This window comes from Georgenia faecalis (assembly GCF_003710105.1).
In the GTDB taxonomy this organism is placed as follows: Bacteria; Actinomycetota; Actinomycetes; order Actinomycetales; family Actinomycetaceae; genus Georgenia_A; species Georgenia_A faecalis.
Map to the genome: position 1 here is coordinate 227,021 of NZ_CP033325.1, position 26,158 is coordinate 253,178.

The following is a 26,158-nucleotide window of genomic DNA, read 5'->3' on the forward strand; positions in this document are numbered from 1 at the left end:
CCGGTGAGCGACGGACCGATGGGTGCTGAACCGATGAACGACGCCGCACAGGACGTCCCCCGTCCCATCACGCCGACCGCGCTGCGGGCGTGGCCGCTGCCCGCGCCCGGGGCGTCGAAGTACGAGCGCGGCCAGGTGCTCGTGCTGGGCGGCTCCCGTGGCACCCCCGGCGCCGTCATGCTCGCCGGGCTGGCGGCGCTGCGGGTGGGGGCCGGCAAGCTCACCGTGGGGGTCGCAGCCTCGGTGGCCACCGCCGTCGCCGTGGCGCTGCCCGAGGCGGGGGTCACGGGCCTCGAGGAGGACGAGGGCGGCTCGGTGACGGGTGGCGGGCTCGACGCCCTCGAGCGCGTGCTCTCCGGCGCCGCGGCCCTGCTCGTCGGCCCGGGCCTCGACGACCCGGAGGGCACCGTCCGGCTCGTCCGGGGCATCGCCGAGCGCGTCGGACCGGAGGTGCCCGTCGTCCTCGACGCGTTCGCCGTCGGTGCGCTCTCCCAGCTCGGTGACGCGGCGGACCGCCTGCGCGGCCGCCTCCTGCTCACCCCCAACAGCGGCGAGGCCGCGTTCCTCCTTGGCGTCGACGACGTCGAGGACCTCGCCGCCGCCGCGACGACCATCGCGGGGCGCTACGACGCCGTCGTCTCCTGCGGGGACTTCGTCGCCGCGCCGGGCGGCGTCCTGTGGGAGAAGACCACGGGCGAGCGGGGGCTCGGCACCTCGGGCAGCGGGGACGTGCTCGCCGGCGCCCTCGTCGGCCTCCTGGCCCGCGGTGCGGACCCGCTCCAGGCGGTGGTCTGGGCCTCGCACCTGCACGCCGCCGCCGGGGACCGCCTCGCGGCGGGCGTGGGCCGCGTGGGCTTCCTCGCCCGGGAGCTGCTCCCCGAGCTGCCGCACGTGCTCACCGAGCTGAGCGGGGCGTGACGGCCTCGTTCGGCTCGGCGCCCGCCGGAGGCTCCGCGCCCGCCGGAGGCTCTGCGCCCGCACCGCGCTCCGACGACGCCGCGCTCCTCGCCGCCGCCCGCACCGACCTGGGCGCGTACGCCGTCGACGAGGTGACCGGCCTGCTCGGCCCGGTCGCCGACGCGGCCCTCCACCGCGAGCAGCGGGTCCCGGCGCTCCGGGCCGCGCGGGCCTCCTCGGCGCCGGCTGCCGCCGTCGTGCGGACCTTCCTCCTCGGCGACACCGTGCGGCGTCGGGAGCTCGACGCCGCCCTCCCCACCCTGGGGACCGCCGGCGCCGAGCGGCTGGGGCTGGTGGGCGCCGCCGGCGCCGACGGCGAGGACGAGGTCCGTGCCCGGTGCGACCTGCGCCCCTACGCCGCCACGGACGCCGGCGGCGAGGCCACCTGGTGGGTCGCCTCCGACCTCGGTGAGGCCGCCACCGGCGCGCCCCTGGCCGCCGACCACGTCCTCGGCATCGGCGGGGCGTCCCTCACCCTCGCCCAGGTGACCGTCCGCACGCCGCGCCGGCGTGCCCTCGACCTCGGCACCGGGTGCGGGATCCAGGCCCTGCACGCGGCGCGGCACTGCGCCGACGTCGTCGCCACCGACCTCTCCGCCCGCGCCCTCGCGTTCGCCGCGTTCAACGCGGCGCTCGCCGGCGTCGGCCTCGACCTGCGGGAGGGGTCCCTGCTCGAGCCGGTCGCCGGGGACCGGTTCGACCTCGTCGTCTCCAACCCCCCGTTCGTCATCACCCCGCCCGCCGCCCGCGCGGCCGGGCTGCCGGCGATGGAGTACCGCGACGGCGGCCGCGGCGGGGACGACCTCGTCCGCGACCTCGTCGTCGGGGTCGGGGAGCACCTCGCGCCCGGCGGCGTGGCGCAGCTGCTGGGGAACTGGGAGCACCGGGTGGGGGAGGACTGGCGCGAGCGCGTCGGGGCCTGGCTCGCCGACTCGGGGCTGGACGGGTGGGTGGTCCAGCGCGAGCTCCTCGACCCCGCCGAGTACGTCGAGACCTGGCTGCGTGACGGCGGCCTGCGGGCGGGCGCCGACCGGGGACGGTACGAGGCGGCGTACGACGCGTGGATCGGCGACTTCGAGGCGCGGGGCGTCGAGGGCGTGGGGTTCGGCTACCTCACCCTGCGGCGGCCGGCGGCGACCCGGACGCCCTGGCACCGCCTGGAGTCGATCACCGGCGACGTCCGTCAGCCCCTCGGTGGCCATGTCGCCGCGGTCCTCGCCGCCCAGGACTGGCTCGCCGACCGCGACGACGCCGCGCTGCTGGGCAGCACGCTCGCGGTGGCCCCCGACGTCACCGAGGAGCGCTACCTGCGGCCCGGTGCGCTGGACCCCGAGGTCATCCTCCTGCGCCAGGGAGGCGGCCTCGGCCGGACCGTCCAGGCGGGCACCGCGCTCGCCGCCGTGGTGGGCGCCTGCGACGGCGACCTCACGCTGGGGCAGATCGTCGGCGCCGTGGCGGCACTCCTCGAGGCGCCCACGGACGACGTCGTCGGCGAGATCGTGCCGCAGGTGCGCGGGCTCGTCCTCGACGGGCTCCTCGCGCCGACGCCGTCCTGACCCGCGCGGGTGCTCGGCACCCCGTGGTGCGCGTGCAGGAACGCGGGGTCCCCCGCCCAGCGCTTCTCCATGATCACGAGCGGAGGGAGGACGGTCACGCCTCCGGATGCGGGGCCGGTCCACCCTCGGCACGATGACCGCATGACCTCCGAGATCCCCGCGCAGACCCAGCAGTGGCCCGGCGAGACCGCGGCCCTCGACCCCGCCCCCGACCACGGCGAGACGAGCTACACCGGCCGTGAGCGCCTCGTCGGCAAGCGCGCGCTCATCACGGGCGGCGACTCCGGCATCGGCCGCGCCACGGCCATCGCCTACGCGAAGGAGGGCGCGGACGTCGCCATCGCCTTCCTGCCGCAGGAGAACGACGACGCCGAGGAGACGCGGCGCCAGGTCGAGGCCGCCGGACGCACCTGCGTCCTGCTCCCCACCGACCAGCGCACCGAGGAGGCCAACGTCGAGCTCGCCCGGAAGGCCATCGACGCCCTGGGCGGCATCGACATCGTCGTGAGCAACGCCGCCTTCCAGATGGCGCAGCCGGGCGGGATCGAGGACTTCCCCGCGGGGCAGATCGAGCGCACCTTCACCACCAACGTGTTCGCCACGTTCTGGCTGGTCAAGGCCCTCGTCCCGCACCTGCAGGAGGGGGCGAGCATCATCATCACGACGTCGATCCAGGCCTTCCAGCCCTCCGAGCCCCTGCTCGACTACGCGGCGACGAAGGCCGCGCTCAACAACCTCATGGTCAACCTCGCCGCTCAGCTCGGCCCCCGCGGGATCCGCGTCAACGCGGTGGCCCCGGGCCCGATCTGGACGCCCCTCATCCCCGCGACGATGCCGCCCGAGAAGGTGGAGTCCTTCGGCGAGCAGACGCCGCTGGGGCGCGTCGGCCAGCCGATCGAGGTGGCGACGGCGTTCGTCTACCTCGGCAGCGACGAGGCCAGCTACGTCTCGGGCACCGTCCTCGGCGTCACCGGTGGCCAGCCGGTGTTCTGACCCGGGCACGGCCGTGAGCACCGAGGTCGCCCCGCACCGCGTGGGGGTACCGGTGAACCTCCACGTGTGGGAGGACCTCACCTTCCTCCACTGGTCCTACCCGGCCGACGTCGTCCAGGCGCTCCTGCCCCCGGGGCTGACCGTGCAGGCCTACGAGGGCCGGGCCTGGGTGGGCGTCACGCCGTTCCGCATGCGCGACGTCCGGGTCCCCGGCCTCCCGGCCGTCCCGCACCTGTCCACCTTCCCGGAGGTGAACGTGCGCACCTACACGCGCACGCCGGACGGGACGGCCGGCATCTGGTTCTTCTCCCTCGAGTGCCCGCGGCTGCCGTTCATCGCGGCGCTGCGGGCGCTCGGGCTGCCGTACCGCTGGGCGGACATCGCCATGGCGACCGACCGGCCGGGCAGCCGGGTGGCCTACCGCAGCGCCCGCCGCCCCCTCGGGGGGCGCGGCGACACCGGCGTCGGCCTGCGGGCCCAGGTCGAGGTGGGCCCGCGGATCACCGCACCCGGGGAGCTCGCCGTCGCGCTCACGGCCCGGTGGTGGGCGTTCAGCCGCCGCGCCGGCCGCCTGTGGCGGGTCCCGGCCGAGCACGAGCCATGGCCGCTTCACGAGGCGACGGCGCGGGTCGACGGCGACTCCCTCCTGCGGGCGTGCGGGCTGCCCGCACCCACGGGAAGGCCGATGGTCCACTTCTCCCCGGGGGTGCACGTGCGCCTCGGCCCGCCTCGCCCCGCCGGCTGACGCGCGAGGAAGGGCGGGCGCGCGTCGAACCGGGGTGGGCAGGAACACGGCGGCCCGGGGACCCGGCGGCCCGGGCGGCGTGCACGATAGAGGCATGGATGCCCTCCGCGTGCCCACGCGCCTCCGGCGTCCGGGCCGGCTCCTCCGGGCGTGGGTGCGGCACCCCCGCGTCGCCATGGCGGTGCGTGCCGCCATCGCGGCGGCCCTCGCCTGGTACGTCGGCCGGCTGGTCCCCGGCGAGCTGGGGAACTACGCGTACTACGCCCCGATGGGCGCGGTCGTCGCCACCTCCTTCACGCTCGCCGGCTCGGTGCGCGAGAGCGTCCAGGCGGTCGCGAGCATCGCCCTCGGCGCGGCCATCGCGCTCGCGGTCGACGTCGTCGTGCGCCTCGACTCCCTCGGCGTGGCCGCGGTCGTCGCGGTCGGCGTCCTCGTCGCCGGCTGGCGGGTGCTGGGGGAGATGGGCGGGTGGGTGGTCACCGGCGCCCTCTTCACCCTCATCTTCGGCCAGCACGACCCGAGCGCGTTCGTCGGGGCCTACGCGGGTCTGACCGCCGTCGGGGCGGCCATCGGCATGGCCGTGACGTGGGTGCTGCCCTCGCTGCCGCTGGCGCCGGCGCAGGAGGCCCTGCGACGCGTCCGCGCGACCCTGGCCGAGCAGCTCACCAGCCTCGCGGAGGGCCTGGACCAGGACACCCCGCCCGACGCCGAGGAGTGGGCGGCGCGGCGCCGCTCGCTCGACCCGCTCCTCGCCACCATGCGCACCGCCGTCGCGGAGACGCGGGAGGCCGCTCGCGGGAACCGGCGGGTGAACCGGTACCAGGACGACCTCACCCTGACCATTCGGCAGGCCCGCACGCTCGACGAGGTCGCGTTCCTCGTCGAGGACCTGGTCCGGCTCCTCACCTGGCAGGAGCGGGCGGAGAACGAGCGGGTCGCCCTGGGCCCCGAGCTGCGGCCGGCGGCGTCCGCGACGCTGCGGGCGCTGTCCACCGCCCTCGCCTCCGTCGAGGACGCCTCCGCCGAGCAGGAGGCCTACGCCGCGGCCGATGCGTCGCTCGAAAAGCTCGTCTCGCAGATCCAGTGGCATTGGTCCAAGGCGCCCGAGGACGCCTACCTCGGTGCCAGCAGCATCGCCACGACCATCCGCCGCTGCCTCGAGTCCATCCGCCCGCAGGCGTAGCCACCGGGGCGGTGACGCCCGCCCGCGCGGTGCCCGGTGGACCCTGCCGTACCGTGGTCGGGGCGATGCGACGGGGGGTATCCCCTCGACGCGCAGTCGGTCCCACGATGTACGGTCGCCCCGACGTACCCTGCCGATCCCCGGCACCTCCCGAAGGAAGGCCCCCTGTGCCCAGCACCACCCGCAAGCTTGTGATCGTCGAGTCGCCCGCCAAGGCGCGGACGATCAGCGGCTACCTGGGACCGGACTTCTCCGTCGAGGCCAGCGTCGGTCACATCCGCGACCTGGCGCAGCCCTCGGAGCTGCCGGCGGAGATGAAGAAGGGCCCCTACGGGAAGTTCGCCGTCGACGTCGAGGGCGACTTCGACCCCTACTACGTCGTCGACTCCGACAAGAAGAAGAAGGTCGCCGAGCTCAAGCGCCTTCTCAAGGACTCCGACGAGCTCTACCTCGCCACCGACGAGGACCGCGAGGGCGAGGCCATCGCCTGGCACCTCCTCGACGTCCTCAAGCCCAAGGTGCCCGTCAAGCGGATGGTCTTCCACGAGATCACCAAGGAGGCGATCAGCCGCGCGCTGGAGAACACCCGCGAGCTCGACACCCGCCTCGTCGACGCGCAGGAGACCCGGCGCATCCTCGACCGCCTCGTCGGATACGAGGTCTCCCCGCTCCTGTGGCGCAAGATCAAGCCGGGCATCTCCGCGGGCCGCGTGCAGTCCGTGGCGACCCGGATGGTCGTCGAGCGTGAGCGCGAGCGGATGGCCTTCCGGGCGGCGTCGTACTGGGACGTGCGCGGCACCTTCACCGGCGGCGACACCGACGACCGTCGGGCCTTCGGTGCGCGCCTCGCCAGCCTCGACGGAGCGAAGGTCGCCACCGGCCGGGACTTCGGCGACGACGGCGAGCTGCGGGCGGCCGCCGTGAAGGGGGGCGCGGTCCACCTCGACGAGCAGGCCGCGCGCGAGGTGGCCGCGGCGCTCGAGACCGCCGACGTCCGCGTCGCGTCGATGGAGACCAAGCCGTACACCCGCCGTCCGGCCGCGCCGTTCACCACCTCCACGCTCCAGCAGGAGGCCAGCCGGAAGCTGCGGATGAGCGCCCGCGAGGCGATGCGCACCGCTCAGGGCCTGTACGAGAACGGCTACATCACCTACATGCGGACGGACTCGCCGGCGCTGTCCACGCAGGCGATCTCCGCCGCTCGCCGGCAGGCCGCCGAGCTCTACGGCGACGAGTACGTCCCGGAGAAGCCGCGCCTGTACGCCGACCGCTCCAAGGGCGCCCAGGAGGCGCACGAGGCGATCCGTCCCGCGGGGGACTCCTTCCGCACGCCCGCCCAGGTGGCCGGCGAGCTCACGGGAGCGCAGTTCCGGCTCTACGAGCTCATCTGGAAGCGCACGGTCGCCTCGCAGATGGGTGACGCCCGCGGGTCCACCGCCACGGTCCGCCTCGCGGCCGACGTCGACCTCGCCCGCGGGACCACCCGCGCCGAGCTCACCGCCTCCGGCACCGTCATCACCTTCCGCGGCTTCCTCGCCGCCTACGAGGAGGGGCGCGACGCCGACCGGTATGCCGAGTCCGGCGGCGACGGCCGGGAGACCCGCCTGCCGCGCCTGGCCGAGGGCGACGCCGTTGCGACCGACGAGGTCGCGGCCGAGGGCCACGAGACCACCCCGCCGCCGCGCTACACCGAGGCCAGCCTGGTCAAGGCGATGGAGGAGCGCGGGATCGGCCGGCCGTCGACGTATGCCGCGACCATCTCCGTCATCACCGACCGCGGCTACGTCGAGCGCCGCGGGCAGGCGCTCGTGCCCACGTGGCTGGCGTTCTCCGTGGTCCGTCTCCTCGAGGACAACCTGCCGCGCCTCGTCGACTACGACTTCACCGCCGAGATGGAGTCCGACCTCGACAAGATCGCCACGGGCGGGGAGGACCGGGTGTCCTGGCTGACCCGCTTCTACCGCGGTGACGACCAGGACGGCCTGAAGACCCTCGTCGAGGGGCTCGGGGACATCGACGCCCGTGCGGTCAACAGCATCGACCTCGGCGACGGGATCACCCTGCGGGTGGGCCGCTACGGCCCCTACCTCGAGGTCCCGGGCGAGGACGGCGAGTCCCGGCGGGCCAGCGTGCCCGACGACGTCGCCCCGGACGAGCTGACCCCCGAGCGCGCCCGTGAGCTCCTCACCGCCAGCGCCGACGACGGGCGTGAGCTCGGCGTCGACCCGGAGACCGGGCGCACCATCGTCGCGCGCGTGGGGCGCTACGGCCCGTACGTCACCGAGGTCATCCCCGACGACGACGGCGACGCCGCCCCGGCCGCCGCGGGTGACGGGGACGGCGGGAAGAAGCCGCCGGCCCGCAAGGCCAAGGCCGCCAAGGTCAAGCCCCGCACCGCCTCCCTGTTCAGCACCATGCAGCTGGAGACCGTGAACCTCGAGGACGCCCTGCGGCTGCTCACCCTGCCGCGGGTCGTCGGGACCGACCCGGAGTCGGGGGAGGAGATCACCGCGCAGAACGGGCGCTACGGGCCGTACCTCAAGAAGGGCACGGACTCGCGCACGCTCGCCGGCGAGGACCAGATCTTCGACATCACCCTGCCCGAGGCGCTGGAGATCTACTCCCAGCCCAAGCAGCGCCGCGGCGCCACCGCCAAGCCGCCCCTGCGCGAGCTGGGCACCGACCCGGTGAGCGGCAAGCCGGTCGTCGTCAAGGACGGGCGCTTCGGCCCCTACGTCACCGACGGTGAGACCAACGCGACGCTGCGCAAGGACGACGACGTCGAGGAGATCACGCCCGAGCGCGGGTACGAGCTCCTCGAGGAGAAGCGCGCCAAGGGACCGGTGAAGAAGAAGGCCACGGTGCGCAAGACGACGACGAAGAAGGCACCCGCCAAGGCGAAGGCGAAGGCCCCCGCCAAGCGCGCGGCCGCCAAGGAGCAGTAGCGGATCGGCAGCAGCCGGGCGGCGCGGACCTGTCGGCGCCGCCCGGCGTCGCCGCCCAGGCCGCGGCCGGTGCGCCGGCGTCCACCACCGACGCCGGTCTCCAGGACCGCTACGGCTACGACCCCGCCGACGGGCTGCCCACGCCCTGACACGTCGCCCGGCGCAGCGGCGCCACTAGCCTGGGCCCCATGACGACGACGGCGCTCCCGCCTGCCTCCGTGCCCGACCCGGCCACCGCCCCGCCCCTGCGCTGGGGCATCATCGGCACCGGCGGCATCGCCGGCCACTTCGTCCGCCAGGTGCGCCCGCGCACCCGGCAGGAGATCGTCGCCGTCGGCTCGCGCACGGCGGACCGCGCCGCCGCCTTCGCCGCCGAGCACGAGATCGGGCGTTCGTACGGCAGCTATGCCGAGCTCGTCGCCGACCCGGGCGTCGACGTCGTGTACGTCGCCTCCCCGCACAGCGAGCACCGCGCCCACGCCCTCCTCGCCATCGAGGCCGGCAAGCACGTCCTCGTCGAGAAGGCGTTCACCCGCTCCGCCGCGGAGGCCGAGGAGGTCTTCGCCGCGGCCCGCGAGCGTGGGGTCTTCGTCATGGAGGCGATGTGGACGCGCTTCCTCCCGCACATCACCGCGGTGCGCGACCTCGTCCAGGGCGGGCGGCTGGGGGAGGTCGTCTCCCTCGTGGCGGACCACGGCCAGCGCCTCGACGGCGACCCCGGCGGCCGCCTGCTCAACCCCGACCTCGCCGGTGGCGCGCTCCTCGACCTGTGCGTCTACCCCCTCTCGCTCGCGCACTTCCTGCTCGGCGCGCCCGACGAGGTGGTCGCCGTCGGCAGCCTGACCGAGACGGGGGTGGACGGCCAGGAGAGCGTCGTCCTGCGCTACGGCGAGCGCACCCTCGCGGTGTGCTCGGCGACCCTGTGGGCCTCGACCGCGACGACGGCGAGCGTGGCCGGCAACGAGGCGCGCATCGAGGTGAGCGGGCCGTTCTACGCGCCGGGCGAGTTCACCGTCGTCCACCGCGACGGGCGCCGCGAGGAGTACCGGCACCCCGTCGACGGCGGCTTCGAGTTCGAGGTGGCCGAGGTCGCGCGCTGCGTGAGCGCCGGCCTGCAGGAGTCGGCGGTCATGCCGTGGCAGGCGACCCTCGACGTCATGCGGGTGATGGACGAGGTGCGCCGCCAGCTCGGCGTCGTCTTCCCGGGGGAGTAGCGCCGGCCGTCCACCGGCGTGCCGGCACGTCGGTCCTGCTCGTTAGGCTGACCGGGTGATCCCGCCGGCCCTCCCCCGCCCCGCCGTGCCCGGCCTGTTCCTCGCCCTCGAGGGCGGTGACGGTGCGGGCAAGACGACGCAGGCGGCGCTGCTCGGGGCCTGGCTGACCGCGCTCGGGTGCGAGGCGGTCCTCACCCGCGAGCCGGGCGGGACGGCGCTGGGCCGGGTCCTGCGCGAGGCGCTCCTGCACGGGGAGGACCTCGACCCCCGCACCGAGGCCCTCCTCTTCGCCACCGACCGGGCCCACCACGTCCACTCCCTCGTGCGGCCGGCCCTCGAGCGGGGCGCCGTCGTCGTCACCGACCGCTACATCGACTCCTCCCTCGCCTACCAGGGCGGTGCCCGCGGGCTGGACGAGGCCGAGGTCCGCGGCCTCTCGCGGTGGGCCACGGGTGACCTGCTGCCGGACCTCACCATCCTGCTCGACCTCGACCCCGCGGTCGGCGCGCGCCGGCGCGAGGGCGCCCCGGACCGGATGGAGCGGGAGGCGGACGCGTTCCACGTGCGCGTGCGCGAGCGGTTCCGCGCCCTCGCGGCCGCCGAGCCCGACCGTTACCTCGTGCTCGACGCGGCCCGAGCGCCCGAGGAGCTCCACGCGGCGATCCGCGAGCGCGTCAGCGTGCTCCTGCCCGGGGGGCCGGCATGAGCGTGTGGGACGACGTGGTCGGGCAGCCCGACGTCGTCGCCACCCTCACCGCCGCGGTCCGCGACGCCCGCGCGCTCACCGGAGCGGGCGGGGACGAGGGTGGTGCGGGTGCCTCCGGCGCGATGACGCACGCCTGGCTCCTCACCGGTCCGCCCGGCTCGGGGCGCTCGGTGGCCGCCCGCGCGTTCGCCGCGGCCCTCCAGTGCACCGACCCCGGCGAGCCCGGGTGCGGGCACTGCCAGGGGTGCACGACGGCGCTGGCCGGCACCCACGCGGACGTCCAGGTGGTCCGCACGGAGCGGGTCATCATCAGCATCGACGAGGTGCGCCCGCTCGTGCAGGCGGCGCAGCAGGCGCCGTCCCAGGGGCGGTGGCGGGTGATGCTCGTCGAGGACGCCGACCGCATGGTCGAGCGCACCTCCAACGTCCTGCTCAAGGCCATCGAGGAACCGCCGCCGCGCACCGTGTGGGTCCTGTGCGCCCCCAGCCCGCAGGACGTCGTCACGACGATCCGGTCGCGCTGCCGCCGGGTCGGCCTGCGGGTGCCGGCCGCCCAGGCGGTCGCCGACCTGCTCGTCCGCCGCGACGGCGTCGACCCGACGACGGCGCTCATCGCCGCGCGGGCGGCGCAGAGCCACGTCGGCGTCGCCCGGCGGCTGGCCACCAACGAGGCGGTACGAGCGAGGCGGCGGGACGTGCTCAGCATCCCGGCGCAGATCCGCGGCGTCGGGGACGCCGTGCTCGCCGCGAGCGACCTCGTCGAGCGGGCCCAGGCCGAGGGACGTTCGACGACGGAGGAGCGGGACGCCGTCGAGCGCGCCGAGCTGCTGCGCACGCTGGGCGCCGAGGGCCAGCGCACCCTGCCGCCCAGCCTGCGCGGCCAGGTGCGCCAGCTCGAGGAGGACCAGAAGCGCCGTGCCACGCGCGCCCAGCGCGACGTCCTCGACCGGGCGATGGTCGACCTGCTCTCGCTCTACCGGGACGTCCTCGTGGTCCAGCTGGGCGCCGACGTCGAGCTGGTCAACACCGACCTCGCCGCGCAGGTCCGGGCGCTGGCCGAGGACTCCACGCCCGAGCAGACCGTGCGGCGGATGGACGCCATCGACACGGCGCGCACCCGCCTGGCCGGCAACGTCGCCCCGCTCCTCGCCGTCGAGGCGATGCTCGTCGCCCTACGTCCCCAGGGCTGACCCCCCGCCGCCGTCCCGCGCGCATCCCCTGTGGTGATCGCGTCGATCCCTCTTTGGTGATCATGCAGAAGTTCCCGGCGTTTCTGCATGATCACGACGGGGGGAGGGGCGTGGGGGATCGAGGTCGGGGGAGAGGTGGACGGCGTCGCGCCGCCCGACCGGCGCGCTTGTACTGTGACGGGGTGTTCCGAGCCCCGCGCCTTGCCGCCCTGTCTGCGCTCCTCGTGGGGGCTCTCGCCCTCGCCGGATGCACCGCTTCCGAGACCGACGACGACCGCGCCGCCGACTCCGTGACCACCGCGCCGAGCGCGAGCACGGAGCCCGTGGAGATGCCGGCGGCGCCCGCCGGGCTCGAGGCGTACTACGACCAGGACGTCGCGTGGGAGGCGTGCGGCGACGACTTCGAGTGCGCCCGCGTGGAGGTGCCGCTCGACTACGCGGTCCCCGACGGGGAGCGCATCGAGCTCGCCCTCAAGCGCCTGCCCGCCGAGGACGGCGATGCGCGCATCGGCTCCCTCCTCATCAACCCCGGCGGCCCCGGCGGTTCCGGCGTCCAGCTCGTCGAGGCGGCCGACTTCCTCTTCAGCGCCGACGTCCGCGAGCGGTTCGACCTGGTCGGCTTCGACCCCCGCGGGGTCAACGAGTCCGACGCCGTGGAGTGCGTGAGCGACGCCGAGCTCGACGAGATGCGCAGCACGGAGTACGACGTCGAGACCCCCGAGGGCCTCGCCGAGTTCACCGCGTCGGCCACCGAGCTCGGGGAGAAGTGCGCGGCCGGCACCGGCCCCCTGCTCGCCCACGTCGACACCGAGAGCGCCGCGCGCGACCTCGACATCCTTCGCGACGTCGTCGGCGACCCGCAGCTGTACTACTTCGGGTACTCCTACGGGACGTTCCTCGGCGCGATCTACGCCGAGACCTTCCCGGCCAACGTGGGCCGGATGGTCCTCGACGGCGCGGTCGACCCGGCGCTGGACTCCGCCGCGCTCGTCATGGGGCAGGCGGTCGGCTTCGAGAACGCCATCCGGGCCTACGCCGAGGACTGCCTGGCGGGCGACGACTGCCCGCTCAAGGGCGACGTCGACGACGCCGTCGGGCAGATCCAGGACCTGCTCGCCACGGCGGAGGCGACGCCGCTGCCCACCGGCAGCGACCGGGAGCTCACCGGGAGCCTGGCGGCGTCGGGGATCATCATGACCCTCTACGACAACGAGTACTGGCCCCTCCTCACCTCCGCCCTCGATGCGGCGATGTACGACGGCGACGGCTCGCAGCTCCTCTTCCTCGCCGACGTCAGCGCCGAGCGGGAGGAGGACGGCAGCTACCTCACCAACTCCACCGAGGCCTTCAACGCCATCAACTGCCTCGACTACCCCGCCGAGGCCGACCTCGCGCAGATGCAGGCCCAGGCGGCCGAGCTCGCCGAGGCCTCGCCGACGTTCGGCGAGATGCTCGCCTACGGCGACATCACCTGCGACGTGTGGCCGTACCCGTCGACGGCGGAGCGCACCGAGGTCCACGCCGAGGGCGCCGCTCCCATCCTCGTCATCGGCACGACCGGCGACCCGGCCACCCCTTACGAGTGGTCCGTGTCCCTCGCGGAGCAGCTCGCCGACGCCGTCCTCGTCACCTACGAGGGCGAGGGGCACACGGCGTACGGGCGGTCGAACTCCTGCGTCACCGAGGCCGTGGACACGTACCTCATCGAGGGCACGCTGCCCGAGGACGGGCTGACCTGCTAGCCGTTTTGGTGCCCCGGCCGCCGTCCCGGTAGAGTGGTCCGCGCTGTCCCGGTGCGCCGTGGCCGCGCCGCCTTAGCTCAGTCGGTAGAGCGTCTCACTCGTAATGAGAAGGTCAAGAGTTCGATTCTCTTAGGCGGCTCCACACGGACGAAGGCCCCCTTGATCGGGGGCCTTCGGCGTATCCGGGGTCGGGTCGGCGGCCGGCCGCGCCATAGCGCGGGAGGGCAGGTCGTCATCGTCGCCCGGCACCCGAAAGCCCCTGGTCAGCCGAGGCCGACCAGGGGCTTTCGTCAGGTGGACTAGCCGCGGGCCGTCAGGCGACGGGTGCGCACGGCAGCCGCGCCGGCCCCTCCGAGGAGGAGCATCCCGGCGACCGCCAGGAGACCGAGGTCGGCGCCGGTGTTGGGCAGTGCGCCACCACCGGGACGACCCGAGCCACCGGCGGGGGGCGGGGTGTCGTCACGGTCGTTGCCGCCGCCACCAGGCGCACCCGGCTGACCGGGCGCACCCGGCTGACCGGGCTCGCCGGGCTCGCCGGGCTGACCGGGCGCACCCGGCTGACCGGGCTCACCAGGCGCGCCGGGCTCCCCAGGCGCACCCGGGTCACCGGGCTCGCCGGGCTGACCGGGCTGACCGGGCTGACCGGGCTGACCGGGCTGACCGGGCTCGCCGGGCTGACCGGGCTCGCCGGGCTGACCGGGCTCGCCGGGCTCGCCGGGCTCGCCGGGCTCACCAGGCTCACCGGGCTCACCGGGCTCACCGGGCTCCCCGTCGACGCGGAAGTAGTCGAAGGTGACGGTCTGGTTCTCGGTCGACGCCGTGCCGAGGGCGAAGAGCCCGACCCGGCCGCTGGCTGCGGCGGGCGCGTTGGTCACGGGCTCGAACGAGGTCCACTCGGTGCCGTCGGCGGAGTAGGACCCGGTGAACGAGTCTCCCTCCTTCTCCAGGCGCAGGTGCCACACGGCCTGCTCGAGGTTGTTCGCGGCAGGCTGCGGGTTCTGGATGACGCCGTCGACCTCGCTCAGCACCTCCAGCCCGAGGGAGACGGCGCTGCCGGCGGCGTTCCTGGCGACCACGTCGAACTTCACGTAGTTGTCGTCGTCGACGTAGACGATGAGCCCGCCCTGCTCGTACTGCTGGTTCAGCGTGGAGGCGTCGACGACGGTCTCCACCGTCCAGTCGCCGTCGAGCTGCTGGAGCACGAAGTTGCTCGGCGTACCGTTGTCGGTCCCGTAGATGTCACCGGTGGTGGCATCGAGCTCGAGGTAGCCGTCGACGACCCGAAGGTGCTCGGGATCGGGACGGACGACGTCCCAGCGGCAGTCGTCGAGGCTCGTGCCGACGAACTCGTCGCTCGGGGTCGACGCGGGCACCGTGTCGTCCGGCGTGAAAGTGAAGTAGTCGAACTCCGCGTCAACCGGCGACTGCGTACGGCCGCCACCCTGCAGCGAGAGCAGGCCGATCTTCGGGTTCTCGATGCCGTCGAGCGACTTCGTCTCGGGCATGTCGGTGAACTCGATGCCGTCGGCGCTGTACGACGAGACGAGGTTCTCCCCGTCGCTGGTGAAGCGCACCCAGACCGTGCTCGGGTAGTCCGCACCCACCGCGGCGGTGAGGGAGTCCCCGACCTCGTTCGGGGCGGCGTTCTCCTCGCGGATCAGCTGGAACACGCGCGAGGCCGGGTTTGGCCCTGCGGCGTCGCGGCCCGAGAAGACCATCTTGGCGTAGTTGTCGTCGTCGCCGTAGATGATGAGGCCGGCCTGCTGGTAGGCCTCGGATCCGGGCATGGTCACCTTCGCGGTGGCCGTGAACGGACCGGACGGCAGGTCCTGCAGGACGATGTTGGGCGCCCCCGCGTTGTCCGCACCGTAGATGTCGCTCGCGGCGGTCGGGATGATGAGGTGACCGTCCTCGACCCGCAGGTCCTGGTTTCCACGCACGACGGTCGTCCACCGGTCGGTGTCCAGCGCGTCGCCGGTGAAGTCGTCCGACCGGCCCGCGAAGCACTGGCTGGCCGCCGAACGGACCGTGATGGCGACGGCCGAGGTGGCGGTCGCGCCGCGGGCGTCGGTCACCGTGACGGTGGCCGTGTAGGCGCCCGCCGTCGTGTAGGTGTGCGAGGCCTCGGCCGTGTCGGCCGTGGCGCCGTCCCCGAAGTCCCACGCGTACGTGAGCGGGGTGTCGCCGTCGGAGTCGGTCGCCGCGGCGGTGAAGTCCACCGTCAGCGGCGCCGGGCCCGTGGTCTCGGAGGTCTCGACCGTGAGGACCGGGCTGGCGTTGTCCGTCACGCCCCGGCCCATGAACTCGACCCAGTTGATGTTGGCCTGGCCGCTCGTGATGACGAAGTAGAGCGGGCCGCTCTCCGTCGTGACGTCGTCGGGCAGCTCGAGGTCGTGGTTGCCCCACGCCTGCCAGCCGCCCGCCGGGATGGTGATGCTGCCGATCGACTCTCCGTCAGGAGACCCCGTCCGGATGTCGACGACGCCGCCGGGCTCCGAAGCGCCCCGCAGGCGGATCGCGTCGATCCCCGTGAGGTTGGTCGGGTCGAAGGAGAACCAGTCGTCGACCTCGGCGAAGCCGACGTTCTGGCCGCCGCCGACGTCCGTGGTCTCCTCGAGCTGCACGCCGGCGTCACCGGTGCTCGTCGAGCCCGCCAGACGGCCGGTCTCGACGAAGTACTCCGCCTCCTTGTGCTTGGGCTGGAGGAGGACGATCTCCTGGGTGGTGAGCGGGGCCGCGCCGGGCGCGCCCTCGTCGGTGTAGGTCACCGTGATGACCCCGAAGATGTTGGCACCGATGTGACCGGTGTCGCCATTGACGGGAATGGTGCCCTCGCACCCGCGGTACTGGGCGTACGGGTGGGCGTGCTCGTCGTGCCCGAGAGCCGGCTGCACGATGACGTTCTCGCAGTCGATCTCCCCGTCCTCGGGGTCGGTCACCGTCACGCTGTACGCGATGACGTCGCCGAAGCTGAAGAAGCCGCCGTTGGGCGGGCCGTTGACGGTGATCGTCGGAGCGGTGTTGCCCGCCGTGATCGCGATCGTGGCAGACGTCGCCACCCCGTCAGCGTTGGTGACGGTCAGCGTGGCCGTGTAGTTGCCCGCCGCCGTGTAGGTGTGGGTCGGGTCGGCCTCCGAGGAGGTCGTGCCGTCGCCGAAGTCCCAGCTGATGGCGACCTCGCCGCCGTCGGGGTCGCGAGACCCCTCCGAGCTGAAGCTCACCTCCAGCGGCACCGGGCCGGACGTGACGTCGGCCGCGGCGCTGGCGATGGGTGCCCGGGAGCCGGAGATGTAGTCGATCCGGTAGACGCCGGAGTCGGCGTTGTTGCCGCCGAAGCCGGAGCCCCACTCGATCATGTACAGCGCCCCGTCGGCGCCCCACTCGAGGGCGTGCGGCCGGGCGAAGGACATGGTGCTGAGGATCTGGTTGATGTCGACGACCTCGCTGGAGTCGTCGGACATCTGGAAGGAGAACAGCTCGCCGGTGTTCCACTCGGCGAAGGCGGCCTTGCCGTCCCAGTAGGCCGGCCACTTGCGCTCAGACGCGAGGTCCTCGTCGTAGACGTACACCCCGCCGGCCATCGGTGCGCCGCCGGTGCCGATCTCGGGGGCGTTGTTCAGCACACCGTTGTTCTGGTACCAGATCGTCGCCGGGATGGCGGGCGGGAGCTGGGTGAGGCCGGTGTTGTTGGGGGAGTCGTTCGTCGGCCCGTTGGCGCAGTCGTACGCGGCGCCGCTCGTCCTCGTCCCGAAGTCGAAGGAGACATACGGCGTGTTGGGCCCCACGCAGTACGGCCAGCCGTAGTTGCCGGGCTCGGTGAGGGCGTTCCACTCCACGGTGGCCGCCGGTCCGCGGCCGGGGTTGGCCGAGCCCGCGTCCGGGCCGTAGTCCGCGACCAGCAGGGTGTCGGTCCGGGGGTCGATCCCGATCTTGAACGGGTTACGGAAGCCCATCGCGTAGATCTCGGGCCGCGTCAGCGCGGTCCCGGCCTCGAACAGGTTGCCCTCGGGGATCGAGACGCTGCCGTCGTCGTTCGGGGTGATGCGCAGGATCTTGCCGCGCAGGTCGTTGGTGTTGCCCGAGGACCGCTGGGCGTCCCAGGCGGCGCGGCCGGCCCGCTCGTCGATCGGGCTGTAGCCGTCCGAGGCGAAGGGGTTGGTGTTGTCCCCCGTAGCGATGTAGAGGTTGCCCTCGCCGTCGAACTGGAGGGCGCCACCGGCGTGGCAGCACTCGTCACGCTGCACGGCGACCTCGAGGAGGACCTCCTCGCTGTCGAGGTCGAGGGTGTTGCCCTCGAGGGTGAACCGCGAGACGTAGTCCGTGGGTGAGCCCTGCGGGGAGTAGTAGAGGTAGATCCAGCCGTTGTCGGCGAAGTCCGGGTCGAGCTCGAGGCCCAGCAGGCCGAACTCCTGCACCTGGGTGACCGCGAGCGTGCCCGCGGTGGTCGTGCCGCCGTTGGCGGCGACGACCTGCACACGACCATCGCGCTCGAGGTAGATGGTCCGGCCGTCGGGCGTCGGGGCCAGGTCCATCGGGTTCTGGGTGTTGACGTCCAGGGCGACCTTGTCGAAGCTGGCGTCGAGGGAGGCCGTGCAGTCGGCGTCGACGACCCCGGCCGCGGTCTGTACGCCCTGGAGGATGTGCTCGAGGAAGGCCGGCTCGGCGAACGAGGCGTCGGTGTGGCCGCCGCCGGTGTACCAGGAGCGACCGCCGTCGTAGTCCTGGCACCAGGCGATGGGGTGGTCGGTGCCCATGGCGTTGCCGCCGGGGGCGTAAGTGGTCTCGTCGAGCGAGGCGAGCACGTGGACGTCACCGCGGGGGTTGTCCTGGAACGAGTACCACTCGTCGGTGCGGTCCCAGCGTGCGGGCAGGTGCGCGGTGGAGGGGTGGGCGTGGTCCTCGACGACGACGGTCGCGGCGGGTGTGCCCGGGGGGTGGCCGGCGAAGTACGCGCCGACGAGGTCGCCGTACCACTCCCAGCCGTACTCCGTGTCGCTCGCCGCGTGGATGCCCGCGTAGCCGCCGCCCGCCTGGATGTAGTCCTCGAACGCGGTCTGCTGCGCCGCGTTGAGCACGTCACCGGTGGTGGAGAGCCAGATCACCACGTCGTACTGCGCGAGGTTGTCGGCGGTGAAGGCCCCGGCGTCCTCGGTGGCCGTGACGGTGAATCCGTTGTCCTCGCCCAGCTGCTCGAGCGCCGCGATGCCCGCGGGGATCGAGCCGTGCCGGAAGCCCGCCGTCTTGCTGAAGACGAGGGCGTCGAACTCGTCGGCCGGGGCGGGGACGGGTGGTGGTTCCACGGTGTTGGCATGCGCCGTGCTGACTGCCATCGGGGCGAGGAGTGTGCTGGCCAGCAGCACTCCCGCGCCTCGGGCCAGCCATCGGCGGGCGGGTTCCGGGCGTTTGACCATGATTCTCCCTCGAATCGGTGGGGGCGGAGATGGAGGTCTCCACGGCGTGCGCGCGAGTGGCTCGATCAATGTGTCGTCGTCGACAGGAACTCGCTCGCGTCGCGAGCCTAGGGCGGTTTGTTTCACCGGTCAACCAATTCCGGCAGATCCGATACTTCGGGCATGCGGCTGCACGGCGTGAACGGACCGCGTCCAGCATTCGGACCCGCGGTGGCGCCCGCTCGGCGTGCCCAGGTCGTGCGACGGGGGGGGGGCGCTACCGCCGACGGAGCAGCCGAGCGAGGGGCGCCGTGAGGAAGAGCAGGGCGACCCAGAGCATGCCGATGCGCGGCGCGAGCAGGTTGAGGACCAGCGCGACGAGCAGCAGGCCGATCGAGACCACCGCACCCCACGCGTCGAGCCGGCCGCGCACCTCGGGGCGCTGAAGCTCGGGGCTGCGCACGGCGAGCCACTCGATGAGCGCCAGGCTTGCGCTCGTCACGACGAGCACGCCGATGTAGAGGGCGTTGCCGGCTCGCGTGTCGGTGCTGAGGTCCCCGAGGAGCTGCGTGGTGAAGGGGATGAGGACGATGCTGGCGAGCCACAGGAAATTGGTCCAGAGGATGGCGTTCGAGTAGTCCCGCAGGTGCTCGAACAGGCGGTGGTGCCCCACCCAGAAGTGGGCGATGACGACGAAGCTGACGGCGAACGCGAGGAACGTCCCCCGTCCGTCGACGAGTGTGGCGGCGACGGAGCGCGCCTCGCCGTCGGTGACGAGGTCGACGAGCGGCAGCACGAGGAGCGTGATCGCGATCGCGACGGCCGCGTCGGTGAAGTTCACCAGGCGGTCGAGGCCTCGGTCCGTGTGGCTTCCCGCCATTGCTCCACTGTAGGAACGCCAGCGCGATGCGGCGCGGGGTGGTGCGGGCCCGAGGGGTGCTACGTCCGCCAGACCCAGATGAGCAGCATCGTCACGAGGAAGCCGACGAGGTAGTTCGCCCCGAGGAAGCGGCGCCACCCGCGGTTGGTCGACTCGGCATCGGCGTCGGTGACCGACCGGTAGGGCCACAGGATGAGGAGGTACGGCAGCACGAGCACCGCGGCGATCCGCCACGGCGTGAGGAGCATGAGGATCCCCGCGTGGACGTAGCCGAGCATCGCGAGGCGGACGGTGTAGCGCGCCCCCAGGGCGGTGGCGATGGAGCGGATCCCCGCCTGCCGGTCCGCGACGATGTCCTGGACGGCCCCGAAGGCCTGGCTGGCGGCCCCCCAGTGGAAGAACGCAGCGAGGACCACCCACACCTGCGGCGTGAGGTCGGCCCCGGCGAGGACGAGGCCGTAGAGGGCCGGGGAGACGAAGTGGGTGCTCGAGGTGAGGGAGTCCAGGCCCGGCCGTTCCTTGAACCGCAGGCGGGGGGCCGAGTAGGCGACGACGGCGAACAGGGAGCCGGCGAGGACGAGCCAGCTGAGCGGCGAGCCCACGACGAGGAGGTAGACGACGAACGGGACGGGCAGGGCGATCGAGGCGAGCAGCACCTGGCGGTGCCAGCGCCGGTCGAGCAGCGCTCCCTCGACGCCGCCCTTGCGCGGGTTGAGCCGGTCCGACTCGTAGTCGAAGACGTCGTTGATCCCGTACATGAGCAGGTTGTAGGGGATGAGGAAGAAGAGGACGCCGACGACGAACGTCACGTCGACGTGCCGCGTGGTGAGGAGGTAGGCGGCGCCGAAGGGGTAGGCGGTGTTGACCCAGCTCAACGGCCGGGAGGCGGCGACGAGCCGGCCGACGACGGAGCCGCCCCGCCCGCCAGGCCCGCCCGTCTCCTCGATCTCCCGTGCCCCGCTCATCGGGTGACCCCCGCGGTCTCGGACGGCGCGGTGGCCGTCGCGCGGCGCCCCAGCAGGTGCCACAGGGCCGGCAGGGCGAGCGCCCCGGCGACGGGGTAGGCGAAGTCCTCCACGGGCGCCCGGCCGACCGCCAGGCCGGACCGTCCCTCGCTCGCGTAGTCGAAGAGGCCGGCCGCGATCATCACGTTGTCGAAGACCGCGGTGAGGACGACGAGCACGGCGACGGTCACGACCACCGCCCCGGGGCGCAGCCGGCCCGGGCGCCGCCGGGCGCACACGGCGACCGCCGCCACGCACAGGGCGAGGAACGGGGCGTTGACGAGGGTGTAGGTCACCGCGCCCGCCGCTGCAGGAGGAGGGACGCACCCGTGTAGAGGTTCATCGTGAGGTAGCTGAGGAAGGCGAGGAAGACGAGCTCCTCCACGGGCAGCTCCGGGGCGAGCAGGAGGCCGGTCATGTAGGGAGTCTGCCCCCGGAAGAACAGGCCGGAGGCGATCCCGGCGACGTCCCACAGAAGGAACCCGGCGGTGCCGGCCGCGAGGACGAGCGCGGCCCGCCGGGCATCGGCGAAGAAGAACAGCCGGAAGCGGTGGTCGAGGAGGGTCATCGCCCCGAGGCAGACGAGGAGGACGAGGAGGTAGGCGGCGCTCATGCGGGCTCCGGCAACGGTCCGGTCGAGGTGTCGCCGCGCAGGCGCTTGAGGAGCACCTCGGCGCTGATGAGGCACATGGGCAGCCCGATGCCCGGGATGACGGAGCTGCCGGCGTAGTACAGGCCCGTCACGCGCCGGGAGACGTTCCCGGCGCGGAACATCGCGCTCTGGTCGAGGGTGTGGGCCAGGCCGAGGGCGTTGCCGCGCCACGTGCGCAGGTCGGTGGCGAAGTCGGCGGGGCCCACGGTGCGGCGCACGACGACCCGCTCGGCGAGGTCGGGGACCCCCGCCCACGCCGCCACCTGGGCCACGGCCGCGTCCGCCACCGCCTCCACCCACGGTGACCCGGCGCCGTCGACGCCGCCGGAGCCCAGCGCGGGGTCCGCGGGGACGGGGACGAGGACGAAGAGGTTCTCGTGACCCGGTGGCGCCACGTCGTCGGTGGCGCTGGGCCGGCACACGTACAGCGACGTGGGGTCGGGGAAGGCGGCGGGCCGGGCGTCCCGGCCCGGGAAGACCCGGTCGAACGTGGCGTCCCAGTCCTGCGCGAAGAACAGCGAGTGGTGGGCGAGCTCGGGCAGCGCGCCCCGCACCCCGAGCATGACGAGGACGGCGCTGGGGCCCGGGGTGCGCCGGCGCCACCAGCGCGGTGGGCGGGAGCGCAGACCCGGGGGCAGGAGCGCCGTCTCGGTGTGGAAGAGGTCGGCGGTGGCGACGACGACGTCGGCCTCCACGTGGAAGGGGCGCCCCTCGGCGTCGTGACCGCTGACGCCCGTGGCCCGCGCGCGCCGACCGCCGCGTCCGCGCTGCGGGGCCGTGGTGATCGCGGTGACGGTGGTGCGGGTGCGCACGTCTGCCCCGCCCGCCCGGGCGAGGTCGGCGAGGGACTCGACGAGCCGCGCGAAGCCACCGCGCGGGTAGAGCACACCGTCGGTGAGGTCGAGGTGGCTCATGAGGTGGTACATGCTCGGCGTGAGCCGCGGCGAGGAGCCGAGGAAGACCGCGGGGTACCCGAGGATCTGGCGCAGCCGGACGTCGCCGAACCGGCGGGCGACGGCGTGCTCGAGCGACTCGGTGAGCAGCCGGGCGAGGGCGGGCGCGCGGCGCAGGACCGCGGGCGTCGCCAGCGGCAGCAGGGACGCGTAGCTCGTGTAGAGGAAGTGCCGCTTGGCCATGGTGTAGGTCGAGGCGGCGGAGTCGAGGTAGGCGCCCAGCCGGGCCCCGGCGCCCGGCTCGACGCCCTCGAACAGGGCGACGGCGTCCGTGCGGTCCGAGCGCACGTCCAACGGGTCGTGGCGCTCGAAGAACACCCGGTATCCGGGGTCGAGCCGGACGAGCTCGAGCTGGGCCTGCGCGCTGGTGCCGAGGAGCCGGTAGAAGTGGTCGAAGACCTCGGGCATGAGGTACCACGAGGGCCCCGTGTCGAAGGAGAACCCGTCGGCGTGCCAGGCGCCGGCGCGTCCGCCGAGCTCGGCGCGCGCCTCGAGCAGGGTGACGTCGTAGCCCTCGTGGGCGAGGAGGGCCGCGCTGGCGAGGCCGGCGACCCCGCCACCGACGATGACGGCGGTGCTCACGTGGTGCGGGTCCGCCCGGCGAGGGCGGCCGCGGCCAGGCGCGCCTTGACCGGCCCGGGAACGCGGACGCGGGCCGCCAGGAGGTCCGGGGCGGGGGTGCGGCGCAGCCGGCGGGCGAGCTCGGCGAAGAGGGCGTGGGCGACCCGGACCGCCCGGGCGCTCGCGGGAGGCAGGGCGGCGATGCCGGAGGCGGCGAGGGTGAGATCGGCGTCGATGTCGGCGAGGATACGGCGTTTGTCGGTCTCCGTGAACACGGCGGGGTCGATCCCGGGGAAGTAGCGCCGCCCGAGCCGGCCGTCGTCGTCGGCGAGGTCGCGCAGGAAGTTGATCTTCTGGAACGCGGCGCCGAGGGCCCGCGCGGACGGCTCGAGCGCGAGGTAGCGCGCGGCGCCGTCGGGCTCGGTCACGAGGAACACGCGCAGGCACATGAGCCCGACCACCTCGGCCGAGCCGTCGACGTAGGCGGTGAAGCTCGCCTCGTCGTGGGTGGTCCGGGTGATGTCCATGCGCATCGAGGCGAAGAACGGCGCGGTGAGCTCCGCCCCGAAGCCCGCGTGGCGGGCGGTGCGGGCGAAGGCGTGGACGAGGACGTTGGTGCTGTACCCCTGGGCCATGGCGCGCTCGCAGTCCGCCTCGAGCGCGTCGAGGGCCGCGCGCTGGTCCCCGCCGGCCTCGGCGGCGGCGCCGTCGACGATCTCGTCGGCGAGCCGGACCAGGCCGTAGACGTTGCGCACGTGGACGCGCTGGTCCGCCGGAAGGGTGCGGGTCGCGAGGGCGAAGCTCGTCGAGTAGGTGCGCACCGCGGCGTCGGCGCACCGCTGGGCGAGCGTGTCGTAGAGGTCGAGCCGCCGCGTCATCGGGCCGCCTCGACGTGGGTGGTGCACGCCTCGAGGGCGGCGAGGACGTCACCGGCGAGGTCGGTGAGGAACGGGGCGATCGCCTCGGGCACCACCGGGCCGGCGACGCGCGCGTGGACCTGCGCGACCTCGTGGCGCACCTGGGCGTCGGTGCGCCCGGGCGCCTCCGACCGCGCCAGGGCGCGACGCACCCGCGCGGCGTCGGCCGGGGCGAGGTCCGGCCGGCCGACGTCCCCGGCGATCTCCGCCCACACGGGCAGGCCCTGGGCGTGGAGCAGGAGCGGCGTCCGCTTCCCCTCGCGCAGGTCCGAGAGGTCGCTCTTGCCGCTGACGGCCTCGGGGGTGAAGACCCCCTCGAGGTCGTCGACGAGCTGGAAGGCGCGCCCGAGGTGGCGCCCGACGGTGTCGAGCTCGGCGACCAGCGCGTCGGGTGCGTCCGCGAGGACCGCCCCGGCGCGCAGCGGGGCCTGGAAGGAGTACATCGCCGTCTTGGCGTCGGCCACGGCGAGCGACTCCGCCATCGTCGGCTGGTGCAGCCCCAGCCCGAAGCAGCTGTCGGCGAGCTCGCCCGCCGCCGAGACGAAGACCGTCTCGGACAGGAGGGAGCGCAGACGGTCGGCGACGGGGCGCGGCACGTCCACCTGCGCGACGAGCTCGTGGGCCTGGGCCAGGGCGAGGTCCCCGGCGAGGACGGCGCAGGCCAGGGCCCAGCGCCGGGCCCGGCCGTCCTCGACGCCGGCGTCCTGCGCGAGGGCGAGCATCGTCGCCGCGAGGTTCGGCTCGCCCCGGCGCACGGTGTCCGCGTCGATGAGGTCGTCGTGGATGAGGAAGGCGGTGTGGAGCATCTCCATCGCGGCGGCCACGGTGACCGCCGCCTCGCTGCGCCGGCCGCCGAGGTGGTCGTGCGTGGCGAGGACGATGCGGGCGCGGAACCGCTTGCCGCCCTGGACACTGCGGCCGATCTGGGCCCACAGGGTCGCGTAGATCTCCGCCTGGCCCGCGTTGGTCTGCGCCCGGTCGAGGACGGCGCGGAGCAGGGCGGAGACGTCGTCGTCGGGCGTCACCGTGCCCAGGCCGTGCCCCGTGCGTCCGGGCCTACCGTCAGTGATACTCACCCTGCTGAGTCTGAGGGTGCGCGCACGAGGCCGCACCCGCACGTGCAGGACGAGGAGGGGCGTGCCGACGATCTCCGTGGTGATCCCGGTGCGGGACGACGCCGCTCCCCTGGAGGCGTGCCTGCGTGCGCTGCGCGGCCAGCGCCTGGCCCCGTACGAGATCGTCGTCGTCGACAACGCCTCCTCCGACGCGAGCGCGGACGTGGCCCGCAGGTACGGCGCCCGCGTCGTGGCGGAGCCGCGCGTCGGGATCCCGGCGGCCGCCGCCACGGGCTACGACGCGGCGCGCGGTGAGCTCATCGCGCGGTGCGACGCCGACAGCCGCCCCCCGCCGGACTGGCTGGAGCGCATCGCGGCCGCGTTCGCGGACGACCCCACGCTCGACGCCGTCACGGGCTCCGGGACCTTCTACGACCTCCCTCGCTGGTGCGCCCGCCCGCTGTCGGTGCTCTACCTGGGCTCCTTCTACGTGGCCACCCACCTCGCGCTCGGGCACCCGCCGCTGTGGGGGTCGAACATGGCCGTGCGGTCGTCGGCGTGGCGGGCGGTGGCGAGCGCCGTGCACCGGGAGGACCCCGAGCTCCACGACGACATCGACCTCGCCTTCGTCCTCGGGCCCCGCCGGCGGCTGCGCTACGACCGCACGCTCCGGGTGGGGGTCTCGGGGCGTTCGCTCGACCCCGCGGGTCTGCCGCGCCGTTTCCGGAGGGCTGGGCGCACACTGGCGGTGAACTGGCCGGCGTGCCCGCCGTGGGTGCGCTGGGCCCGACGGTGGGGGATCGGGTCGTGACGCAGGTGCTGACGGTCGGTGCGGACGTGCTCCGCCTGGGTGGGGTGGTGAGCCTCGCCGTCGCGGTGGTGTCCTACGACGGCATCGCCGTGGCCCTGTTCGCCCTGGTGCTCCTCGGCCTTCTCGTCCCGCGCGTGCTGCGCGTGCCGCCGGCGCTCGACGTGGTCAACGGCGTCGCCGTCCTCGTCGCGGCCTGGAGCGCCGTCCTCGATCTCTACGACGCCGTGCGCTGGTGGGACCTCGTCGTCCACGCCGTGTGCACCGGGGCGCTCGCGGCCGTCGCCGCCTCCCTCCTCGACCGGGCGGGGGCTGCCGGCGTCCGCGGTCCGGCCGCGGCGTCGAGGCGGGCGGCGGCCCTCGGCCTGGTGCTGGGGGTCCTGTGGGAGATCGGCGAGTGGACCGGCCACACCTTCCTCGACCCCGAGATCTACATCGGCCCCGCGGACACGCTCGGCGACGTCCTCGCCGGCGTGGTCGGCGCCGCCGTCGCGGGTGCGGCCATCGGCGCGGGCGCGCGGGTGCACCATTCCGGGAACGCTTCCACAACATATTCGGCACGTGTTGACGGTTCTGTTGAGAATCGCCGGAATAGTGCCGGGGTGGACGGCGCGAGCCGCCCGGCGGGGCTGCGCCGGGAGCGCCCGGATAAGAAGATGCACGGCCACTGACGAACCGCAAACGGAGCGTGGCGCGGAGCACAAACC

At 74.1% G+C, this 26,158-nt stretch carries 20 protein-coding genes and 1 tRNA gene; 13 read left to right on the forward strand and 8 right to left on the reverse strand.

Going from position 1 to position 26,158, the window contains the following annotated elements; all coding sequences use genetic code 11:
• The first annotated feature begins 33 nt into the window (after positions 1-33).
• The 11 genes from EBO36_RS00960 (at position 34) to EBO36_RS01010 (ending at position 13,373) form a co-directional block, all read left to right on the forward strand.
• On the forward strand, positions 34-918 hold the full coding sequence (locus tag EBO36_RS00960) for an NAD(P)H-hydrate dehydratase (RefSeq protein ID WP_187695829.1): 885 nt from the start codon (positions 34-36) through the stop codon (positions 916-918).
• Positions 915-2,513 (forward strand): DUF7059 domain-containing protein, encoded by a 1,599-nt coding sequence (locus tag EBO36_RS00965; protein WP_122822962.1) that lies wholly within the window; start codon positions 915-917, stop codon positions 2,511-2,513. Before EBO36_RS00960 ends, EBO36_RS00965 begins: the two co-directional genes overlap by 4 nt.
• Before the next feature lie 141 nt (positions 2,514-2,654).
• A complete protein-coding gene (locus EBO36_RS00970) occupies positions 2,655-3,506 on the forward strand; it encodes an SDR family oxidoreductase (protein ID WP_122822963.1) in 852 nt (283 codons plus the stop codon).
• A 13-nt stretch (positions 3,507-3,519) separates the two neighbouring features.
• On the forward strand, positions 3,520-4,251 hold the full coding sequence (locus tag EBO36_RS00975; protein ID WP_222928746.1) for a YqjF family protein: 732 nt from the start codon (positions 3,520-3,522) through the stop codon (positions 4,249-4,251).
• 94 nt (positions 4,252-4,345) lie between these two features.
• A complete protein-coding gene (locus tag EBO36_RS00980) occupies positions 4,346-5,434 on the forward strand; it encodes an aromatic acid exporter family protein (protein WP_122822964.1) in 1,089 nt (362 codons plus the stop codon).
• 167 nt (positions 5,435-5,601) lie between these two features.
• A complete protein-coding gene (gene topA, locus EBO36_RS00985; RefSeq protein ID WP_241237025.1) occupies positions 5,602-8,379 on the forward strand; it encodes a type I DNA topoisomerase in 2,778 nt (925 codons plus the stop codon).
• A 188-nt stretch (positions 8,380-8,567) separates the two neighbouring features.
• On the forward strand, positions 8,568-9,593 hold the full coding sequence (locus EBO36_RS00990; protein WP_122822966.1) for a Gfo/Idh/MocA family protein: 1,026 nt from the start codon (positions 8,568-8,570) through the stop codon (positions 9,591-9,593).
• A 55-nt stretch (positions 9,594-9,648) separates the two neighbouring features.
• Positions 9,649-10,299, forward strand: a complete 651-nt coding sequence (tmk, locus tag EBO36_RS00995) for a dTMP kinase (protein WP_244925324.1) — start codon at positions 9,649-9,651, stop codon at positions 10,297-10,299.
• Positions 10,296-11,489 (forward strand): DNA polymerase III subunit delta', encoded by a 1,194-nt coding sequence (locus tag EBO36_RS01000; protein ID WP_122822967.1) that lies wholly within the window; start codon positions 10,296-10,298, stop codon positions 11,487-11,489. The genes tmk and EBO36_RS01000 overlap by 4 nt, the downstream gene beginning before the upstream one ends.
• A 182-nt stretch (positions 11,490-11,671) precedes the next feature.
• Positions 11,672-13,231, forward strand: coding sequence for an alpha/beta hydrolase (locus EBO36_RS01005; protein ID WP_244925325.1), 1,560 nt, complete (start codon positions 11,672-11,674; stop codon positions 13,229-13,231).
• A gap of 66 nt (positions 13,232-13,297) precedes the next feature.
• Positions 13,298-13,373: transfer RNA gene (locus tag EBO36_RS01010), tRNA-Thr, on the forward strand.
• A gap of 157 nt (positions 13,374-13,530) precedes the next feature.
• Here the strand turns inward: EBO36_RS01010 and EBO36_RS01015 are convergent.
• The 8 genes from EBO36_RS01015 to EBO36_RS01050 all read right to left on the reverse strand — a co-directional run bounded on the left by EBO36_RS01015 (position 13,531) and on the right by EBO36_RS01050 (position 24,613).
• The gene (locus EBO36_RS01015; protein ID WP_122825360.1) at positions 13,531-18,561 is read right to left on the reverse strand and encodes a ThuA domain-containing protein; all 5,031 of its coding nucleotides are present in this window, start codon (positions 18,559-18,561) and stop codon (positions 13,531-13,533) included.
• A 337-nt stretch (positions 18,562-18,898) separates the two neighbouring features.
• On the reverse strand, positions 18,899-19,501 hold the full coding sequence (locus tag EBO36_RS01020; protein ID WP_122822968.1) for a TMEM175 family protein: 603 nt from the start codon (positions 19,499-19,501) through the stop codon (positions 18,899-18,901).
• A 59-nt stretch (positions 19,502-19,560) separates the two neighbouring features.
• Positions 19,561-20,466 carry a prenyltransferase gene (locus EBO36_RS01025; RefSeq protein ID WP_122822969.1) on the reverse strand — a complete coding sequence of 302 codons (906 nt, stop codon included), beginning with the start codon at positions 20,464-20,466 and terminating at the stop codon, positions 19,561-19,563.
• Positions 20,463-20,801, reverse strand: coding sequence for a lycopene cyclase domain-containing protein (locus EBO36_RS01030; RefSeq protein ID WP_122822970.1), 339 nt, complete (start codon positions 20,799-20,801; stop codon positions 20,463-20,465). The genes EBO36_RS01025 and EBO36_RS01030 overlap by 4 nt, the downstream gene beginning before the upstream one ends.
• Complete coding sequence (locus EBO36_RS01035) at positions 20,798-21,118, reverse strand: lycopene cyclase domain-containing protein (RefSeq protein ID WP_122822971.1); 321 nt, start codon at positions 21,116-21,118, stop codon at positions 20,798-20,800. The genes EBO36_RS01030 and EBO36_RS01035 overlap by 4 nt, the downstream gene beginning before the upstream one ends.
• Positions 21,115-22,692: a phytoene desaturase family protein gene (gene crtI, locus EBO36_RS01040; RefSeq protein WP_122822972.1), complete on the reverse strand. Its 1,578-nt coding sequence runs from the start codon at positions 22,690-22,692 to the stop codon at positions 21,115-21,117. The genes EBO36_RS01035 and crtI overlap by 4 nt, the downstream gene beginning before the upstream one ends.
• The gene (locus tag EBO36_RS01045) at positions 22,689-23,549 is read right to left on the reverse strand and encodes a phytoene/squalene synthase family protein (RefSeq protein ID WP_122822973.1); all 861 of its coding nucleotides are present in this window, start codon (positions 23,547-23,549) and stop codon (positions 22,689-22,691) included. The genes crtI and EBO36_RS01045 overlap by 4 nt, the downstream gene beginning before the upstream one ends.
• The gene (locus EBO36_RS01050; RefSeq protein ID WP_164471262.1) at positions 23,546-24,613 is read right to left on the reverse strand and encodes a polyprenyl synthetase family protein; all 1,068 of its coding nucleotides are present in this window, start codon (positions 24,611-24,613) and stop codon (positions 23,546-23,548) included. Before EBO36_RS01050 ends, EBO36_RS01045 begins: the two co-directional genes overlap by 4 nt.
• A 112-nt stretch (positions 24,614-24,725) precedes the next feature.
• On the opposite strand from EBO36_RS01050, the gene EBO36_RS01055 reads away from it, so the two are divergent.
• On the forward strand, positions 24,726-25,454 hold the full coding sequence (locus EBO36_RS01055; protein WP_122822975.1) for a glycosyltransferase family 2 protein: 729 nt from the start codon (positions 24,726-24,728) through the stop codon (positions 25,452-25,454).
• Positions 25,451-26,122 (forward strand): DUF2238 domain-containing protein, encoded by a 672-nt coding sequence (locus EBO36_RS01060; protein WP_164471263.1) that lies wholly within the window; start codon positions 25,451-25,453, stop codon positions 26,120-26,122. The genes EBO36_RS01055 and EBO36_RS01060 overlap by 4 nt, the downstream gene beginning before the upstream one ends.
• The last annotated feature ends 36 nt before the right edge of the window (positions 26,123-26,158 follow it).

Excerpts from the sequence above, each read along its gene's own strand:
- EBO36_RS01025 (WP_122822969.1), bottom strand. The coding sequence starts at position 20,466 with ATGAGCGGGGCACGGGAGATCGAGGAGACGGGCGGGCCTGGCGGGCGG.
- EBO36_RS01045 (WP_122822973.1), bottom strand. The coding sequence starts at position 23,549 with ATGACGCGGCGGCTCGACCTCTACGACACGCTCGCCCAGCGGTGCGCC.
- EBO36_RS01015 (WP_122825360.1), bottom strand. The coding sequence starts at position 18,561 with ATGGCAGTCAGCACGGCGCATGCCAACACCGTGGAACCACCACCCGTC.
- EBO36_RS00980 (WP_122822964.1), top strand. The coding sequence starts at position 4,346 with ATGGATGCCCTCCGCGTGCCCACGCGCCTCCGGCGTCCGGGCCGGCTC.
- EBO36_RS01000 (WP_122822967.1), top strand. The coding sequence starts at position 10,296 with ATGAGCGTGTGGGACGACGTGGTCGGGCAGCCCGACGTCGTCGCCACC.
- EBO36_RS01020 (WP_122822968.1), bottom strand. The coding sequence starts at position 19,501 with ATGGCGGGAAGCCACACGGACCGAGGCCTCGACCGCCTGGTGAACTTC.
- EBO36_RS00960 (WP_187695829.1), top strand. The coding sequence starts at position 34 with ATGAACGACGCCGCACAGGACGTCCCCCGTCCCATCACGCCGACCGCG.
- EBO36_RS00970 (WP_122822963.1), top strand. The coding sequence starts at position 2,655 with ATGACCTCCGAGATCCCCGCGCAGACCCAGCAGTGGCCCGGCGAGACC.
- EBO36_RS00990 (WP_122822966.1), top strand. The coding sequence starts at position 8,568 with ATGACGACGACGGCGCTCCCGCCTGCCTCCGTGCCCGACCCGGCCACC.
- EBO36_RS01035 (WP_122822971.1), bottom strand. The coding sequence starts at position 21,118 with ATGAGCGCCGCCTACCTCCTCGTCCTCCTCGTCTGCCTCGGGGCGATG.